Source organism: Rhizobium sp. LjRoot98 (genome assembly GCF_964252935.1).
GTDB lineage: Bacteria > Pseudomonadota > Alphaproteobacteria > Rhizobiales > Rhizobiaceae > Pararhizobium.
The window spans coordinates 438,595-456,834 of the sequence record NZ_CAXUPW020000003.1 but is presented as its reverse complement, the minus strand read 5'-3'; the positions used below and the strand labels follow the sequence as shown (position 1 = coordinate 456,834).

15 protein-coding genes are annotated in these 18,240 nt (G+C 61.0%); 10 read left to right on the top strand and 5 right to left on the bottom strand.

Annotation, left to right across the window (positions count from 1 at the left end):
* Nucleotide 1 precedes the first annotated feature (1 nt).
* The 4 genes from ACSQ3J_RS14045 to ACSQ3J_RS14030 all read right to left on the bottom strand — a co-directional run bounded on the left by ACSQ3J_RS14045 (nucleotide 2) and on the right by ACSQ3J_RS14030 (nucleotide 4,624).
* Nucleotides 2–1,072 (bottom strand): ABC transporter ATP-binding protein, encoded by a 1,071-nt coding sequence (locus ACSQ3J_RS14045; protein ID WP_060502880.1) that lies wholly within the window; start codon nucleotides 1,070–1,072, stop codon nucleotides 2–4.
* A gap of 10 nt (nucleotides 1,073–1,082) precedes the next feature.
* A complete protein-coding gene (locus tag ACSQ3J_RS14040; RefSeq protein WP_060502782.1) occupies nucleotides 1,083–2,165 on the bottom strand; it encodes an ABC transporter ATP-binding protein in 1,083 nt (360 codons plus the stop codon).
* Nucleotides 2,166–2,212: 47 nt separating this feature from the next.
* The gene (gene glpD / locus ACSQ3J_RS14035; protein WP_436039330.1) at nucleotides 2,213–3,754 is read right to left on the bottom strand and encodes a glycerol-3-phosphate dehydrogenase; all 1,542 of its coding nucleotides are present in this window, start codon (nucleotides 3,752–3,754) and stop codon (nucleotides 2,213–2,215) included.
* Nucleotides 3,755–3,859: 105 nt separating this feature from the next.
* Nucleotides 3,860–4,624, bottom strand: a complete 765-nt coding sequence (locus tag ACSQ3J_RS14030; RefSeq protein WP_060502780.1) for a DeoR/GlpR family DNA-binding transcription regulator — start codon at nucleotides 4,622–4,624, stop codon at nucleotides 3,860–3,862.
* Between the two features lie 174 nt (nucleotides 4,625–4,798).
* Here ACSQ3J_RS14030 and ACSQ3J_RS14025 point away from each other — a divergent pair, with 174 nt between their 5' ends.
* The 8 genes from ACSQ3J_RS14025 (at nucleotide 4,799) to ACSQ3J_RS13990 (ending at nucleotide 14,034) form a co-directional block, all read left to right on the top strand.
* A complete protein-coding gene (locus ACSQ3J_RS14025) occupies nucleotides 4,799–5,569 on the top strand; it encodes an SDR family NAD(P)-dependent oxidoreductase (protein WP_060502879.1) in 771 nt (256 codons plus the stop codon).
* A 24-nt stretch (nucleotides 5,570–5,593) separates the two neighbouring features.
* Complete coding sequence (locus tag ACSQ3J_RS14020; RefSeq protein WP_060502779.1) at nucleotides 5,594–6,487, top strand: LysR family transcriptional regulator; 894 nt, start codon at nucleotides 5,594–5,596, stop codon at nucleotides 6,485–6,487.
* 211 nt (nucleotides 6,488–6,698) lie between these two features.
* Nucleotides 6,699–7,178, top strand: coding sequence for a formate dehydrogenase subunit gamma (locus ACSQ3J_RS14015; protein ID WP_060502778.1), 480 nt, complete (start codon nucleotides 6,699–6,701; stop codon nucleotides 7,176–7,178).
* The gene (locus ACSQ3J_RS14010; RefSeq protein WP_060502777.1) at nucleotides 7,175–8,731 is read left to right on the top strand and encodes a formate dehydrogenase beta subunit; all 1,557 of its coding nucleotides are present in this window, start codon (nucleotides 7,175–7,177) and stop codon (nucleotides 8,729–8,731) included. The genes ACSQ3J_RS14015 and ACSQ3J_RS14010 overlap by 4 nt, the downstream gene beginning before the upstream one ends.
* Before the next feature lie 228 nt (nucleotides 8,732–8,959).
* Nucleotides 8,960–11,839 (top strand): formate dehydrogenase subunit alpha, encoded by a 2,880-nt coding sequence (fdhF, locus tag ACSQ3J_RS14005; protein ID WP_060502775.1) that lies wholly within the window; start codon nucleotides 8,960–8,962, stop codon nucleotides 11,837–11,839.
* A 156-nt stretch (nucleotides 11,840–11,995) separates the two neighbouring features.
* Entirely contained in the window at nucleotides 11,996–12,823 is an 828-nt protein-coding gene (gene fdhD, locus ACSQ3J_RS14000; RefSeq protein WP_060502774.1) for a formate dehydrogenase accessory sulfurtransferase FdhD, read from the top strand.
* Nucleotides 12,813–13,109 carry a formate dehydrogenase subunit delta gene (locus ACSQ3J_RS13995; protein ID WP_436039329.1) on the top strand — a complete coding sequence of 99 codons (297 nt, stop codon included), beginning with the start codon at nucleotides 12,813–12,815 and terminating at the stop codon, nucleotides 13,107–13,109. The genes fdhD and ACSQ3J_RS13995 overlap by 11 nt, the downstream gene beginning before the upstream one ends.
* Nucleotides 13,110–13,320: 211 nt before the next feature.
* Nucleotides 13,321–14,034, top strand: coding sequence for a pentapeptide repeat-containing protein (locus tag ACSQ3J_RS13990; RefSeq protein ID WP_436039328.1), 714 nt, complete (start codon nucleotides 13,321–13,323; stop codon nucleotides 14,032–14,034).
* 11 nt (nucleotides 14,035–14,045) lie between these two features.
* Here ACSQ3J_RS13990 and ACSQ3J_RS13985 read toward each other — a convergent pair whose 3' ends face one another.
* Nucleotides 14,046–14,672 (bottom strand): amino acid transporter, encoded by a 627-nt coding sequence (locus ACSQ3J_RS13985; protein WP_436039327.1) that lies wholly within the window; start codon nucleotides 14,670–14,672, stop codon nucleotides 14,046–14,048.
* A 149-nt stretch (nucleotides 14,673–14,821) separates the two neighbouring features.
* Here ACSQ3J_RS13985 and ACSQ3J_RS13980 point away from each other — a divergent pair, with 149 nt between their 5' ends.
* Together ACSQ3J_RS13980 and ACSQ3J_RS13975 are read left to right on the top strand one after the other, a co-directional pair.
* The gene (locus ACSQ3J_RS13980) at nucleotides 14,822–16,207 is read left to right on the top strand and encodes a sigma-54-dependent transcriptional regulator (protein ID WP_436039326.1); all 1,386 of its coding nucleotides are present in this window, start codon (nucleotides 14,822–14,824) and stop codon (nucleotides 16,205–16,207) included.
* Nucleotides 16,200–18,203: a sensor histidine kinase gene (locus tag ACSQ3J_RS13975; protein WP_060512023.1), complete on the top strand. Its 2,004-nt coding sequence runs from the start codon at nucleotides 16,200–16,202 to the stop codon at nucleotides 18,201–18,203. Before ACSQ3J_RS13980 ends, ACSQ3J_RS13975 begins: the two co-directional genes overlap by 8 nt.
* The last annotated feature ends 37 nt before the right edge of the window (nucleotides 18,204–18,240 follow it).

Sequence of the window (18,240 nt, the reverse complement as noted above, 5' to 3'; positions counted from 1 at the left end):
ATCAGGCCTCCCCGCCCACACGCCAGCTATCGGCGTAGATATTGATGGCTGCCGGATCGAAGGTGATCTTCGGTGCCGCCGGGATCTCTCCATCTTCATGAACGACAATGGCGATCGGCCGGTTGGCGAAGGTGGCGCGGACAATTTTCTGGCGGCCGATATCCTCGACCTTGGAGATCGAAACCGGCATGCCTTCGCGGCCAAGCCGGACAAATTCCGGGCGGATACCCAGTTCGGTCTTGGCACCAGCTGCGATTTTCGGCGCAAACGACAAGGCAACCTTCTGGCCATCGAGATCGACGGACGACCCGTCGATCTTTGCCGGCAAGACGTTCATGCCCGGAGAACCGATGAAATAGCCGACGAATGTGTGCTTGGGCTTTTCGAACAGCTCTGCAGGCGTGCCGATCTGAACAATCTCGCCGTCATACATGACGACGACCTTGTCGGCGAACGTCAGCGCCTCGGTCTGGTCGTGCGTGACGTAGACCATGGTGAAACCGAACTGCTTGTGCAGACGCTTCAACTGCGAGCGCAGCACCCATTTCATATGCGGATCGATGACCGTCAGCGGCTCATCGAACAGGATGGCGCTGACGTCGGAGCGGACCAGACCACGGCCGAGCGAAATCTTCTGCTTCTGGTCGGCCGTCAGCCCCTGTGCCTTTTTCTTCGCGCGATCGGAAAGCCCGATCATCTCGAGGATTTCCGTAACCCGGCGATCGACCTCATTCTCCGGAACCTTACGATTGCGCAGCGGAAAGGCCAGGTTGTCGTAAACGGTCATCGTGTCGTAGATCACCGGGAACTGGAACACCTGCGCGATGTTGCGCTCCTGCGTCGACAGGTTGGTGACGTCCTTGCCGTCGAACAGGATCTTGCCTTCGGACGGCTGCAGCAATCCGGAAATGATGTTGAGCAAAGTGGTCTTGCCGCAGCCGGAAGGCCCAAGCAGCGCATAGGCGCCGCCGTCGTTCCATTCGTGATGCACTTCCTTCAGCGAATAGTCGGAAGGCTTTGTCGGATTGGGGCCGTAAGCGTGGCGGATATGATCGAGATTGATGCGTGCCATGGTTTTCTCCTCACGCTCCTCGAACGGCAGAGCCGCCGATGGCGCGGCCATCCGGGCCGAAGGCCATCAGGTGGCGGGTATCGACGAAAAGCTCGATCGCCGTATCCGGCTCGATGTCGTGGATGCCGTGTTCAAGCATGACCCAGCGTGATCCCGCGCAATCGACGTGGATAAAGCTCTCGGAACCGGCAATTTCGGAAATGATGATCCGCGCCTTCAGCGTCGCTGCCGTATCGTGCGGACGGGTGAGCGACAGATGATGCGGATGGAACGCGATGGTGTAGGCACCATCGGCGATACCGGCCAGATGCCCCGGTACCGGCAGGACGCTGAGACCACCACGTTCGAATGTATTGCCGGACTTCACCACGTCGAGAACATTCAGCGGCGGATCGGCAAAGGTTTTTGCGGTCGCGATGTCTGCCGGCTTGCGATAGACCGAGATGGTCGGTCCAAACTGGCTGATGCGGCCTTCGCTCATGGTTGCGGTGTTGCCGCCGAGCAGCAGCGCTTCCTGTGGTTCGGTCGTCGCATAAACGAAGATCGAGCCTGCGGCCGCAAACAGTTTGGGCAGTTCTTCACGCAATTCCTCGCGCAGCTTGTAGTCGAGGTTGGCGAGCGGCTCATCAAGCAGCACGAGGCTGGCATTCTTGACGATGGCGCGCGCCAGCGCGGTGCGCTGCTGCTGCCCGCCCGACAGGTTGAGCGGCGTGCGCTCCAGATAGGGCGTCAGCTTCATCAGTTCGGCGGCTTTGCGAACTTCGCGATCGATCGTCGCCGCGTCCTTACCGGAAATGCGCATCGGCGAGGCGATATTCTCATAAACCGTCATCGCCGGATAATTGATGAACTGCTGATAGACCATGGCGACGGAGCGGTCCTGCACGCGCACGCCCGTCACATCCTTGCCGTCGAAGGTGATGGTGCCGGTGGTCGGCTTGTCGAGACCGGCCATCAGCCGCATCAACGATGTCTTGCCCGACAGCGTCGGGCCCAGCAGCACATTCAGCGAGCCCCGCTCCAGCACAAGGTTCGTCGGATGGATATGCGTATCCGCTCCGACAACCTTGGTTATGTTTTTCAGTTCAAGCATTCTCAGGCTTCCTCCCAGCCATCGGCGGCGCCATCCCGGCGCGGCCTTCAGGCAACGATGCGGATCGTTTCCCGCATGTAGTCTTCCAACCCGTCGGCTTCCGCTTGGGTCAATGTCAGGCCCAGTTTGGTGCGGCGCCAGAGGATATCCTCGGCATGCCGCGCCCATTCCTGGCCAATCAGCCACTGCACCTCGACCTCATAGAGATCAGCGCCGAAATGCCGCCCGAGATCTTCGGTCTTGCCCGCGCTTCCAAGCAGGCTCGCCGCAAGTGTTCCGTAAAGCCGAACCAGACGGCGCGCGTAACGCTCGGCCAGAAACGGATAGCGGCTCTTGAGTTTCGCCACTTCGGCCTCGTAGCCCGTCGCTGGAAAATCACCGCCCGGCAGCACGCTCTTCGCGGTCCACGGATTGCCCTTGGCGCCAATCGCAGCAGCGATCTTTTCCAGGGCATGCTCTCCCAGCCGGCGATAGGTGGTCAGCTTGCCGCCGAAGACGTTGAGCAACGGCGCTTCGCCATCACCGCCATCGATCTTCAGCACGTAATCGCGCGTCGCTTCCTGCGCCTTAGAGGCGCCATCATCAAACAGCGGCCGCACGCCGGAATAGGTCCAGACCACATCGGCCGGTTTGACCGGTTCGGAAAAATACTCGCTCGCCGCATTGCAGAGATAATTGATCTCGCCTTCGGTGATCTGGATGGTCTTCGGATCGCCGGTAAAATCGTTGTCGGTGGTACCGATCAGGGTAAAATCGGTCTCGTAGGGGATCGCAAAGATGATGCGATTGTCCGGGTTCTGGAAAAAATAGGCGCGCGGATCGTTGAACTTCTTCTTCACGACGATATGGCTGCCTTGAACCAGGCGCACGTTGTGAACCTTGTTCTTGCGCACCGCATTCGATAAGACCACGTCCACCCAGGGTCCAGCCGCATTGACCAGCATGCGCGCTTTGAAGGTCGTGATGGCACCGGTCGACACATCCTCGACATTGACGGACCAAAGCGCGCCTTCGCGGTCAGCCGAGACGACCCGGCTGCGCGTCATGATCTGCGCACCCTTGAGCGCCGCATCCTTGGCGTTGAGCACCACGAGACGGGCGTCATCGACCCAGCCATCTGAATATTCGAAGGCCTTGGTGAACAGCGCCTTCAACGGCTTTGCGGCCGGGTCCCGCCGCATGTCGAGCGTACGGGTGGCGGGCAAAAGCTTGCGGCCGCCAATATGATCGTAAAGGAAGAGGCCGAGGCGAATGAGCCAGGCCGGGCGGATGCCACCCTTGTGGAACGGCAGGACGAACCGCATCGGCCAGATGATATGCGGGGCCATGGCCCAGAGCACTTCGCGCTCCATCAAGGATTCACGCACCAGCCTGAACTCGTAATGTTCAAGATAGCGCAGTCCGCCATGAATGAGCTTGGTGGCGCGCGATGACGTGCCGGAAGCGAAATCGTCCATTTCAGCCAGCGCAACCGAATATCCACGGCCAACGGCATCCCTTGCGATGCCGCATCCATTGATGCCGCCACCGATCACGAAAATGTCGAGTACGTTCTGCGCAGGCACTGCTTCCCCTCCCACATTTCGCATTGCACAATTTTGAGCACATGCGAAAGTGAAATTAATTAAAGCGAAAATATTACGAATGTCAAACGAATGTTTATGGAAAACAAGCAGACGCTAAAACCAGCGTTTTTAGCGCGCGGTCTCGATCAATCGCACATCCTGCTCCTGGCAGATGTTACGGACATTTTCGATGGGGCAAATATCGGTAATGAAGGTGTGAACCTGGGTAATATGGCCGATCCGGACCGGAGCTGTGCGCTCGAATTTGGTCGAATCGGAGACAAGAATGACATGCCTGGCATTGGCGATAATCGCCTGCGCCACTTTGACTTCGCGATAATCGAAATCCAGAAGCGCGCCGTCATGATCGATCGCGGATGCGCCGATAACCGCGTAATCGACCTTGAACTGCCGGATGAAATCGACGGCCGCTTCGCCGACGATACCGCCATCGGCACCGCGCACCACGCCACCGGCAATCACCACTTCGATCGAGGGATAAACCCGCAAGCGATTGGCAACGTTGATGTTGTTGGTAATGACCATCAACTCCGTATGGTCGAGCAGCGCTTCGCCAACGGCCTCTGTCGTCGTGCCGATATTGATGAACAGCGACGAATTGTTCGGGATCATGGCTGCTGCCGCCTGGCCGATTGCCTGCTTCTCGAGAGCCGCGATCGAGCGCCTGGCTTCGTATTTCACATTCTCGTTGCCGCGCGGAAAGATTGCTCCGCCATGGATGCGCGTCAGCACCCGGCCGTCGCAGAGATCGTTCAGGTCCTTGCGGATGGTCTGCGGCGTCACCGAAAAACGGGCAGCGAGTTCATCGACGAGAACCCGGCCTTCGGTCTTGGCCAGCTCCAGAATTTCCGACTGGCGCCCCGTCAGATACATGGTAATTCCTCCCCGTCGTTTTCGTTTTCTTTCATAATAGGCAAAAACGAAAGCAGCGCAATTTCATAAACGCGGCGAGTGCTCGAAAATGAGCCCTTCGCAAAGAAGGAAGTCGCTCCGCGTTGCAATTCAGGTCATCATGCGACAGCCTGTCGGTCGCGGGAGGGTTTCACCATGTTTCATCCATCGCTGTTCAAAGGTTTGAATGTCGTCGTCACCGGTGCCGGCCGTGGCATCGGACTGGAGGTCGCACGCCAGTTTCTCGATTGCGGCGCAAACGTCTACCTGCACGGCGGCCGCGTGGCGCGCGAACCGCTGCCGGATTTTCTCGATGCGGCGCTGACTGAGGGCCGGGCCTTTCTCTCCTATGCCGACTTCTCGACCGCTGGCGGCATTGAGCTTCTCGCCACCGGTATTGCGTCCCGTTTCAAAACGATCGATGTGCTTGTCAACAATGCCGGAACGATGGTCGGACGATTTCCGGCTGGCGACCTGACCGACGAACAATATGAGACGGTGGTGCAGCTTAACCAGACCTCCGTGGTCCACACCACGCGGGCGCTGCTACCGCTCATTCGGCGTGGCACGCATCCGGCCATTATCAACACCGTCTCGATCTCGGCACTCACCGGCGGCAGCGCCGGATCGGCGATCTATTCCGCCACCAAGGCCTTCGTCTCGACCTATTCCAAGGCACTCGCCCGCGAACTGGCGCCGGAGGGCATTCGCGTCAATTGCGTTTCGCCGGGAACGATCACCACCGATTTCCACGAACGCTATTCATCCGCGGAAAAGCTCGAAGCCACCCGCAAGACCATCCCGCTGCAGCGGCTCGGCACCGCCGAGGATTGCGCGCCGGCCTATTTGTTTCTCGCATCAAACGCGCTCTCGGGTTACATCACCGGTCAGGTGCTGGAAGTGAACGGCGGTCAATTGATCTGCTGAGCGCAGACGGCGGGAGGGTGGCGGTTGATCGACAAGCTGGAATTCTTCATCGCGCTGGCGCAGGAGCGGCATTTCGGCCGCGCCGCCGATCTCTGCGGCATCACCCAGCCGACGCTTTCGGCCGCGATCAAGCAGCTGGAAGACCAGCTCGGCGTCATGCTGGTCAACCGCGGATCCCGTTATCAGAGCCTGACGCCGGAAGGGCAGCGCGTACTGGAATGGGCGCGCCGGATCGTCGGCGATTCCCGTACCATGCACGAGGAAATGCGCGCCGCCCGCCGCGGTCTTGTCGGTCATATCCGGCTGGCTGCCGTGCCCACCACGCTTGCCATGGTGCCGCGCATTACCGCACCGTTTCAGGAGAAACACCCGGACGTCACCTTCTCCATCCTCTCGACAACCTCGCTGAAAATCCTCGGCCTCTTGGAAAACCTCGAGATTGATGCCGGTCTCACCTACCTCGAGAACGAACCGCTCGGACGCGTCACCAGCGTGCCGCTGCAGGTGGAGCGCTATCATCTGGTGACCGCCGCCGGTAGCCCGCTTTCGGATCGCGAAACTGTGACCTGGAAGGAAGTCGGCAGTATTCGGCTTTGTCTATTGACCGCAGATATGCAGAACCGTCGCATCATCAACCAGCATTTCGCCGAGGCTGGCGCCACCGTCGCGCCGACACTGGAATCCAACTCGATGATCGTGCTGTTCTCCCATGTCCGCACCGGCCACTGGGCCAGCATCATGCCCTATAACGTCGCAAAATCATTTGGTTTTCACGAGGATATCAAGCTGATCCCGATCATCGAGCCGGATGCCCGCCACACGGTTGGCCTGGTCGCGACGCACCGGGAGCCGTTTACCCCACTTGTCTCTGCCCTGCTGCACGAAGCGCGTATCCTGGCGGATGCGCAGGCGCTTTGATAGAAATCATCTATCGCTTAACGGAACACGCCTATTGACCCTCCCCCAGCCTGCTGACACGCTGTATTTCAGTACGTGAGCTGCAAAACCGCGTGTTATCGGCCCTTTCGAGCCGGAAATCTGAATCGATGATGGTCTGGAGGGACTTCGTTCGGTTGGAGGTATTGCAGAGCGCGGCCAATTGTTCATTTCAGTTCGGGAGGTCTGAACGTTGAACCTGCATGTATCAAGCCGTGATATCGGTGAACGGACACTGGATATAGTCAGCGCGTTGAAGTCGCTCGAAGGGCCGCTTCTGCCGATCCTGCACGAAATCCAGGCCGAGTTCGGCTATGTGCCGCAGGAAGCGCTGCCGGTCATTGCCCGCGAACTCAACCTGTCGCGTGCCGAAGTTCATGGCGTCGTCACCTTCTATCATGACTACCGTGATCACCCGGCAGGCCGGCATGTGCTGAAGCTCTGTCGTGCAGAGGCCTGTCAATCGATGGGCGGCGACGCGCTGGCCGAACGGGTGAAATCCCTGCTCGGGATCGATTTCCACCAAACGACGCCCGATGGCGCGGTGACGCTCGAACCTGTCTATTGTCTGGGGCTCTGTTCCTCCGCACCCGCCGCGATGCTCGATGGCGAGGTGCACGGACGGCTTGATGCGGATGCGGTGCGAGACCTCGTTGCGGAGGTGCGGGCATGAGCGTGCGGATTTTCGTTCCCCAGGATGCTGCTGCTCTGGCGCTTGGCGCCGACCGGGTCGCCGTGACATTGTCGCGTGAAATCGAAACCCGCGGCATCGACGTCACGATCGTTCGCAACGGCTCGCGCGGCCTGCATTGGCTGGAGCCGATGGTCGAGGTCGAAACAGCGGAAGGCCGCGTTGCTTACGGCCCGGTCAAGGCATCCGACATTTCTTCTCTTTTGGACGCGGGCCTTGCCAACGGCGGGGATCATCCGCTCTGTCTCGGGAAAACCGAGGAACTGCCCTTCCTGAAAAACCAGACACGGCTGACCTTTGCCCGTTGCGGTATCGTCGATCCGCTGTCGCTGGAAGACTACAAGGCCCATGACGGCCTGAAGGGCCTTGCCAAGGCCGTGGCGATGGCCCCTGCCGACGTGGTGGCACAGGTGACGGAATCTGGCCTACGCGGCCGCGGCGGTGCGGGGTTCCCGACCGGCATCAAGTGGAAGACCGTGCTCGACACCGCTGGCGACCGCAAATACATCGTCTGCAACGCCGACGAGGGCGACAGTGGTACCTTTGCCGACCGGATGATCATGGAGGGCGACCCCTTCGTGCTGATCGAAGGCATGGCGATCGCCGGTCTCGCGACCCTTGCTACCAAGGGCTTCGTCTATATCCGCTCGGAATATCCGCACGCGATCGCGACGATGACGGAAGCCGTCGAAATCGCCCGGCGCGCCGGTGTTCTCGGTGCTTCGGTGATGGGATCGGGCCGAGCCTTTGACATCGAAATCCGCACCGGTGCGGGTGCCTATGTCTGCGGCGAAGAAACGGCGCTGCTCAACAGCCTGGAAGGCAAGCGCGGTATCGTTCGCGCCAAGCCGCCTTTGCCCGCCCACAAGGGCCTGTTCAACTGTCCGACCGTGATCAACAACGTCATCTCGCTCGCGTCCGTGCCGATCATCATGGACAAGGGCGCAGTCTTTTATAAAGACTTCGGCATGGGCCGCTCGCGCGGCACGATCCCGATCCAGATCGCCGGCAACGTCAAGCATGGCGGGCTCTATGAGGCAGCCTTCGGCCTGACACTCGGCCAGATCGTTGACGAGATCGGCGGCGGCACGGCATCAGGACGCCCGGTCAAGGCCGTGCAGGTCGGCGGCCCGCTCGGCGCCTATTTCCCCCGCGCCCTGTTCGATACGCCGTTCGACTACGAAGCCTTCGCCGCCAAGGACGGCCTGATCGGCCATGCAGGCATCACCGTCTTCGATGACACCGCCGACATGCTGAAACAGGCCCGCTTTGCGATGGAGTTCTGCGCCATCGAATCCTGTGGCAAGTGCACTCCTTGCCGGATCGGCTCGACCCGCGGCGTCGAAACGGCGGACAAGATCGCGCAGGGCATCGAGCCCGAGAAGAATCTCGCCCTGCTCGCCGACCTCTGCAACACGATGAAATTCGGTTCGCTCTGCGCACTCGGCGGTTTCACCCCCTATCCGGTCACCAGCGCCATGACCCACTTCCCGGACGATTTCCGCCCGGCTCCCTTGGTGGAGGCGGCGGAATGAGCAAGACGTTGCCTGTCTTCGAGCAGCCCACCGCACGCTCCCTCTTCTCCCCCGCGGGGAGAAGTGCCGAGCGCAGTGAGGCGATGAGGGGGTCTGTCCTCGAATTCGTTGCGTGGCCCCCCTCATCCGGCGCGACGTGCCACCTTCTCCCCGACGGGGAGAAGAGGAGCCGCAGCGCCAGTGCCTACGACAGAAATCTCGCTAAGACATCCACCCAGGAGGCCCTCCATGCCCCTCGTTCCTGAAATCGACTTCGGCACCCCCGCTTCCCGCTCCGAAAAGATGGTGACGCTCACCATCGACGGCAACGAGATCACCGTGCCGGAAGGCACCTCGATCATGCGGGCCTCGATGGAGGCAGGCATCCAGGTGCCGAAGCTCTGCGCCACCGATATGGTCGATGCGTTCGGCTCCTGCCGCCTCTGTCTTGTCGAGATCGAAGGGCGTAACGGCACGCCCGCCTCCTGCACCACACCCGTCGCGCCTGGCATCACCGTCCATACCCAGACGAGCCGCCTGAAGGATATCCGCAAGGGCGTGATGGAGCTGTATATCTCCGACCACCCGCTCGACTGTCTGACCTGCGCCGCCAATGGCGACTGCGAACTGCAGGATATGGCCGGCGCGGTCGGCCTGCGCGATGTGCGTTATGGCTATGAGGGTGACAATCACGTCAAGGCGCGCAACAACGGCGATATCAACCTCAAATGGATGCCGAAGGACGAGTCGAACCCGTACTTCACCTATGATCCGGCAAAATGCATCGTCTGTTCGCGCTGCGTGCGCGCCTGCGAAGAGGTTCAGGGCACGTTCGCGCTGACCATCGAAGGCCGCGGCTTCGACAGCCGTGTCTCGCCCGGCATGCATGAAGACTTCCTCTCCTCCGAATGCGTCTCCTGCGGCGCCTGCGTCCAGGCCTGCCCAACGGCGACGCTCACCGAAAAATCCGTTATCGCCATCGGCCAGCCGGAACATTCCGTTGTCACCACCTGCGCCTATTGCGGTGTCGGCTGTTCGTTCAAGGCCGAGATGCGCGGCGAAGAGCTGGTGCGCATGGTGCCGTGGAAGGACGGCCAGGCCAATCGTGGCCATTCCTGCGTCAAGGGGCGCTTCGCTTATGGCTATTCGACTCACAAGGAACGCATCCTCAACCCGATGATCCGCGAAAAGGTCAGCGACCCCTGGCGCGAAGTCAGCTGGGAGGAGGCCCTTGCCCATACGGCATCGGAATTCCGCCGCATCCAGTATCAATATGGCCGCGAATCGATCGGCGGCATTACCTCGTCGCGTTGCACCAACGAGGAAACCTATCTCGTCCAGAAACTGATCCGCTCCGGCTTCGGCAACAACAATGTCGATACCTGCGCCCGCGTCTGCCATTCGCCGACCGGCTACGGTCTCGGCGCCACCTTCGGCACGTCGGCCGGCACGCAGAATTTCGATTCGGTCGAGCATACCGATGTCGTCATCATCATCGGCGCCAACCCCACCGATGGCCACCCCGTCTTTGCCTCGCGCCTGAAGAAGCGTCTGCGCCAGGGAGCGAAACTGATCGTCATCGATCCGCGCCGTACCGACATGGTCTCCTCGCCGCATATCAAGGCGTCGCACCATCTGCCGCTGCGTCCCGGCACCAATGTCGCCATCGTCACGGCGCTCGCCCATGTCATCGTCACCGAAGGCCTGTTCGACGAAAAATTCATCCGTGAACGCTGCGACTGGTCGGAATTCGAGGATTGGGCCGGCTTCGTCGCCGAAGAACGTCACAGCCCGGAAGCGATCGAACAACTGACCGGCGTTCCGGCCGAAGAGGTTCGTGGTGCCGCCCGCCTGTTTGCCACCGGCGGCAATGGCGCGATCTATTACGGCCTTGGCGTCACCGAGCATAGCCAGGGCTCGACGACCGTCATCGGCATCGCCAACCTTGCGATGGCCACCGGCAATATCGGCCGCCCCGGTGTGGGCGTGAACCCGCTGCGCGGCCAGAACAATGTCCAGGGCTCCTGCGACATGGGTTCTTTCCCGCACGAACTGCCGGGCTACCGTCACGTCTCCGACGACGCGACCCGCGACATCTTCGAAAAGCTCTGGGGCGTGAAAATCTCCAACGAGCCGGGCCTGCGCATTCCCAACATGCTGGACGCCGCCGTCGACGGGTCTTTCAAGGGCATCTACATCCAGGGCGAGGACATTCTGCAGTCCGACCCCGACACCAAGCACGTTTCGGCCGGCCTCGCCGCGATGGAATGCGTCGTGGTGCAGGATCTGTTCCTCAACGAAACCGCCAACTACGCCCATGTCTTCCTGCCGGGCTCGACCTTCCTCGAGAAGGATGGCACCTTCACCAACGCCGAACGCCGCATCAACCGTGTCCGCAAGGTGATGACCCCGCGCAACGGCTTTGCCGATTGGGAAGTCACGCAGAATCTGGCAAAAGCGATGGGGCTGAACTGGACCTATACGCACCCATCCGAGATCATGGACGAGATCGCCGCGACGACGCCGAGCTTTGCGATGGTCTCCTACGAGTATCTGGAAAAGATGGGCTCGGTTCAGTGGCCCTGCAACGAAAAGGCTCCGCTCGGCTCGCCGATCATGCATGTCAACGGCTTCGTGCGCGGCAAGGGCAAGTTCATCCGCACCGAATATGTCGCCACCGACGAAAAGACCGGCCCGCGGTTCCCGCTGCTTCTCACCACCGGCCGTATTCTCAGCCAGTACAATGTCGGCGCCCAGACCCGGCGCACCGACAACATCGTCTGGCACGAGGAAGACCGGCTGGAAATCCACCCGCATGACGCCGAACTGCGCGGCGTGCGCGATGGCGACTGGGTAAAGCTGCAAAGCCGCGCCGGCGACACGACGCTGAGAGCGCTGATCACCGATCGCGTCGCTCCCGGTGTCGTCTACACCACCTTCCACCACCCGACGACGCAGGCCAACGTCATCACCACCGACTTCTCCGACTGGGCAACAAACTGTCCTGAGTATAAGGTGACGGCGGTCCAGATCTCGCCATCGAACGGTCCCTCGCAATGGCAGGTGGATTACGACGAACAAGCCCGCCAGTCCCGCCGCATCGCCGGCAAGCTGGAGGCCGCGGAGTAAGGTTGGAATGTTGAGTTTGTTGCAACCCTGCCGCTCTGTCCCGTTGGGACATCTTCCCCGAAAGGGGGGAGATCGGATGAGCTGTGCGCGGCAAACTCCCTCTTCTCCCCAACGGGGAGAAGGTGCCCGAAGGGCGGATGAGGGGGCGGCGGCCCCATGACCCCCTTCAAACTCACCCAGACAGTGGCCGAAACCGCCCATCGCAGTGGCAAGCTCACGCGAGGCTCCCGCGTCGTGCCCGAAGAAACGCCGATCGCGCTGTCCTATGGCGGCTCCACCCATGCGGTGATGATGGCGACACCCGGCGATTTCGAGGATTTCGCCGTCGGCTTCAGCCTGACCGAGGGGATCATTGCCGATCCCTCCGAAATTGAATCCATCGAAGCTGTTGCGGACGAAAAAGGCATCGACCTGCAGATCATCCTGAAGGACGAGCAGAACGACGCGCTGGTCTCCCGGCGGCGCCATATGGCCGGCCCGGTCGGTTGCGGTCTCTGCGGTATCGAATCGATCGAACAGGCTGTCCGCAAGACACCAATAGTATCGACCTCGCCGCTGCGCCTCTCCGAACAGCAGATCGTCGAAGCAGTGTCCCTGCTGAACGGCCAGCAGCCGCTGCATTTCGAAACGCGCGCCGTGCATGGCGCCGGGTTTTATGTGCCAAGCAAGGGGCTGATCGCCGTGCGTGAAGATGTCGGCCGCCACAATGCGCTGGACAAGCTGGTGGGCGCTGCGGCGCGTGCCGGGCATGCCGGATCGACCGGCGCCGTCGTCGTCACCAGCCGCGTTTCCGTCGAAATGGTGCAAAAGACCGCCATCATCGGCAGCCCGTTCATCATCGCCATATCAGCACCGACGGCCCTCGCCATCCGCACGGCCGATGAGGCCGGCATGACGCTGATCGCGCTGGTGCGCGGCGCCGATTTCGAGATTTTCACCCACCCTGACCGCATTCAATCCGGAGCCATCGCCGATGTCGCTTGATAACACCAATGGCAAACTGGTCCGCATGGCCAACCAGATCGCCACCTTCTTCAAGTCGCAGCCCGAAGCCGAGCGCGTTGCGGGCATCGCCACCCATATCAACAAGTTCTGGGAGCCACGCATGCGCAAGGCATTCTTCGAACTGATCGAACAGGACGACGCCGGCTTCGACCCGCTCGTGATATCGGCTGCCGCCATCATCAAACGGCCCGGCAGTCCGGCAAAGCCCTCCGAGGCATCCGAACACATCAATCAGACCATGCTGGAGGCAGGCTTCAGCGACTGATCCAGGTCCGATACTGACTTCCACATTGAACGCGACCGATGTTCACGCTATGCAGCAATACCGAAAAAGATGGGCCGGTTGGTAATCCGGTCCCTGCAATCAGCAGCTTATGACCCCTCTGGGTTTCCACGGTACCGGTTTGATCAGCATTGGTCAGTGAGGTACGTGGTCTTGCGCTGTGTTTCCTCGATGACGAACAAGGAACAGCGACATGGCGCCATCCGCCTCCCCGGACATCCAAATTTCACCGGCCAATACCCTCGAAAACCGTGCGCTTGATCGCGCGGAGGTCGAACTCCTTTCGAAAAGTGGAGAACCGCACAAGCTTGTCGCCTGCGTCCTTGAGGAAGCCGACCTGTCGCGCCTGATGCTGGAGGGCTGGGTGTTCGAGGCGTGTACCGTCAAGCAAGCCAATTTCATAGGGGCGAAACTGAGTGCGACGCTCTGGTCTAGCTGCAAGGGCGGCCAGGCCGATTTCACCGGCTGCGACCTTTCCGAAAGCAAGATTGAAGCCTGTGACTTCAACAACAGCAATTTCCGGGGTGCGACGCTGACAGGAGCGCAATTTTCCCGGTGCAAGCTGACGGGAGCCAACCTCTCCGAAACCAAAACCCTCAACCTGACCTTCGACGAAACCCGCCTCGCCGATGCCCGCCTTCCCGGCCTCTCCTTTCGCAAGGCCCGCCTGAACGGCCTCGACTTCCAGATGGCCGACCTGAAGAAATGCGATTTCCGCGATGCGATCTTTCAGGATTGCAGCCTGCGCGATGCAAACCTCGCCGAATGCCGCTTCGAAGGCGCCGACCTGCGCGGCGCAGATCTGGGCGGCATCCGCCTGCTGAACGCCAAACAATTCAAAGGCGCAACGATCTCGCGGGATCAGGCCGGGCAACTGCTCGCGGAACTGGGGTTGAAGGTGCGGTAGATTGGCGCCTCTTAAAGCACGCCAATCCAGTCATGCCCCGGATGCACTAGCCCGAGGCTGGCCCTCAACCATTTCCGTTCCGGCGTGGTCAGCTTCGGCAAGGCAGTCTCGAAATCGGCTTCGTCCTTTGTCCGTTGGTACTTTGCCTTGAAAAGAAGGATCGCGGCCGGAGCCAGATAGGGAATGCCCTCGACAGTCTTGCGCACGAAATCATGACGGGGGCCGTGGATTTGCGGGTCGCGTTTGCAGACCCATGTCAGCTCCGTTCCGGGCTCGATCATCATGTCCACGCGCCAGCGGCGCGCGGCGGCGTCCATGCACCAGATCTGCGCGATATCGGCCGGCGGCTCCACGCCATGCGGCAGTGGCGTCACGACGCCGCTGCCTGCGGTGTAAAATTCGAGCCCTTTCAAAGCGTCGCGACATATCCCGGTATGCTCGCGCAACACAGTGAATTCGAGATCGTCGTGGTCGCGGATCTGCTCACCATGCCACAGGTCAAGCGCCGAACCGCCGACAACGCACCAGGGTTTCGTCACGCCGGACAGCCGGGCTGCCAGTTCCAGCGGATGCCAAGCGCTCCAGGCATCGTGATCCGGAATTTTTAGTGCATTCATCGAAACGCCCTTCGCCTTCATCAGATCCGGCCTCTAGCAGAGTTGAACCAACGAATAAACAAGGCCGATCAGCGGCGACCAAGCGGCTGTTGGGCAAAAGAGTTTCGAAAGAGCTTTGTACCTGCCCGCCAGCCTTGCTAAGGTCGCCCCGTCAAAAGAGGGAGAGACTTTTGCAGGGAGAGGCAGCGCGAAAGACGTCCGTGCCGGAGCGCGATCCGGAGTTCGGCCCGTGGCTGGCGCAGGCCTCCATCCTGATTGTCGATGACGAACCAGGAATGCGCAATTTTCTCGTCCGCACGCTCGGCCCCCGCTGCAAGCGGATCGAAGAGGCGGCCGATACCGACGAAGCCTCGCGCAAGCTCGACGCGCACCATTTCGACGTCGTCATCCTCGACAATATCATGCCCGGCAAGAACGGCGTCGACTGGCTGGCCGAACAGCGCGCCATCGGCTTTTTCGCCGAAGCGATCCTGATCACCGCCTTTGCCGATCTTGAAACCGCGATCCAGGCTCTGCGCGCCGGCGCCGTCGATTTTGTCTTGAAACCGTTCCGCTCCAACCAGATCCTCAATTCCGTCGCCCGCTGCCTCGACCGGATGCGGCTGCAGCGCGAAAATTTCGTGCTGCGCTATGAACTGAAGGCAACGTCCGATCACATCCTTTTGCGCGACCGGCTGATCGGTACGTCACGGGTGATCGGCGATGTCCGCGACACCATCGCGCGGGTCGCGCCGCTACCGACTTCAGTATTGTTGACCGGCGAATCCGGAACCGGCAAGGAAGTTGCCGCCCGCTCGTTGCACACCCTGTCCGATCGGGCCGAAAAACCCTTCGTGCCGGTCAATTGCGCTGCCATCCCGGCCGATATGATCGAGACCGAACTGTTCGGCCATATCAAGGGCGCTTTCACAGGGGCTGAAAACAATCGCGAGGGCCTGTTCACCTATGCGCAGGGCGGCACATTGTTCCTGGACGAAATCGGCGAAATGCCGCTCGCCACGCAGAGCAAACTGTTGCGCGTCATTGAGGATCGCCGCGTTCGGCCGGTCGGTTCGGAGCGCGAGGTACCGGTCGATCTCCGCTTCATCTTCGCCACCAATGCCGATCTGCAGAAGGAGGTCGAAAAGGGCCGCTTCCGCGCCGACCTGTTCTACCGGATCAATGTGATGCAACTCTACCTGCCGCCGCTGCGCGAGCGCGGCAATGACGTGCAGGAACTGGCCGATCTGTTCATGCTGAAACTGTCACAGCAACTTGGCATGCCGCAGGTGACGATCGACGCGCCGGTGCGGGCGGCTCTCACCCGCTACCCCTGGCCGGGCAATGTGCGCGAGTTGCGCAATCTGATCGAGCGCTCGCTGATCCTCGGAAAATTCCCTGACGATTTTCGAGGCGGCCACAGCCAGCAATCCGCCGGCGAGACGCTGGATGACATCGAACGCCGGCATATTCTGGCAGTGCTGGAGGAAACCGGCGGCAATCGTGATGAAGCAGCCCGCCGCCTTGGCATTTCGCGCAAGACCATCGACCGCAAATGTGCCGTCTGGAATGGCTGAGTCCTCCCGCCCGCAGGAACGCCCTGCCCGCTCCATCCGGTTCCGGCTGCTGGCCATCGCGCTGCTGCCGACGCTGGTCATCCTGCCGCTCCTGCTCGGCATCGCCATTGCCCGCTGGAACGCCAAGTTCGACGCGCTTCTGATCACCAAGGTCAATGGCGACCTGACCATCGCTCACCAATATCTGTCCCGCATTCTCGAAAACACCGGCGAGCATATTCAGGCACTGGCCGTCTCCGCCGCGTTTCGCGACACTGTCGGCTCCAGCGAGATGCCGCTCTTGCCAGCATTCCTTGAGAGAAGCCGCGCGAAACTGGGGCTCGATTTTCTGATGCTGGTGGATCGGCAAGGCCAACCCGTAAACACAGCCGGACTACCGTCTGGCGCATGGCCGGTGGTGGCCACTGCGCTTCGCGGCACATCCTCGACCGCCATCGACATTTTTTCCATTGAACAACTGGCAGCCCTGTCCCCCGCCCTGGCTGCACGCGCCCAGATCGAGCTGGTAGAGACGCCAAACGCGGTGCCAACCGACAGGAAAATCGAGACCCGTGGAATGGTCGTTCATTCCGCCAGTCCCGTAACGCTGGCAAATGGCGAGAAAGCAGCGCTTGTCGGCGGTATCCTGCTCAACCAGAATCTTGTCTTCATCGATACGATCAACGACCTCGTCTACCGTGAGGCAAGCCTGCCGGAAGGCAGCAAGGGCACTGCGACGCTGTTTGTCGAGGATGTGCGCGTCAGCACCAATGTCCGCCTGTTCGAGGATCGCCGCGCGCTCGGAACCCGCGTCTCGGCTGCCGTGCGGGCCGCCGTTCTGGACGAGGGCCGGACGTGGCTCGACAGCGCCTTTGTCGTCAACGACTGGTACATCTCGGCTTACGAACCGATCGTCGACAGTTTCGGCAAGCGCGTCGGCATGCTCTATGTCGGCTTTCTCGAAACGCCGTTCCGGCAGGCGAAATACGCCACTCTACTGACCATCGTGCTTGCCTTTCTCGTCGTCACTGCCATCAGCGTACCGATCTTCCTGCGCTGGGCACGGGCAATCTTCAAACCGCTGGAGCGCATGAGCGACACGATTACTCGCGTCGAGGGCGGCAATATGGGCGCGCGCACCGAACTGAAGGCAGCCAGCGACGAGATCGGCCGCGTGGCGCTGCATCTCGACGGCCTGCTCGACCAGCTGCAGCAGCGCGACCGGGAGCTGCGGCAATGGAACGAGGAACTGAACGATCGTGTGGCCGAACGGACCAGCGAACTGGAGCTTGCCAACCGCCAGATCGAGGCGACAACCAAGCAGCTGATCATGTCGGAAAAACTCGCCGCCATTGGCGAGATCACCGCCGGCGTTGCCCATGAGATCAACAATCCGATCGCCGTCATCCAGGGCAATCTCGACGTGGTGCGCAGCGTGCTGGGCGCAAGGGCCGAAGAAGCGAAGGTCGAGTTCCGGCTGATCGATGAGCAGATCCACCGCATCAGCCAGATCGTCACCAAACTCCTGCAATTTGCCAAGCCGGAGGAATATGCCGGTTACGTCGAGCGCCACGCGCCATCGAACGTGATCTCCGATTGCCTGCCGCTGGTGCAGCATCTTCTGCACAAGGCCGCCATCAAGCTTGTCCGCGACGACAAGGCAACCCGGCTGGTTCTGATGAACCGGACGGAGCTGCAACAGGTGGCCATCAACCTGATCGTCAATGCCATCCACGCCATGCCGAAGGGCGGATCCCTGACGATCCGAACACTGGACCAGGATATCGAGGCCCGGCCCGGCGTCGTGATTGACATTACCGATACGGGCGTCGGCATGACGCCGGAGTTGATCGGCAAGATCTTCGATCCGTTCTTCACCACCAAACGCCAGGAAGGAACCGGTCTTGGCCTGTCCATCAGCCAGCGGTTGATCTCCCGCCAGGGCGGCCGTATTTCGGTTCAAAGCGCCCCCGGAAAAGGAACCACCTTTTCCGTCTGGCTGCCAGAAGCCAGCTAGAGCGGACAAAATGTCCGCCAAGTTTCGGACATTTTGT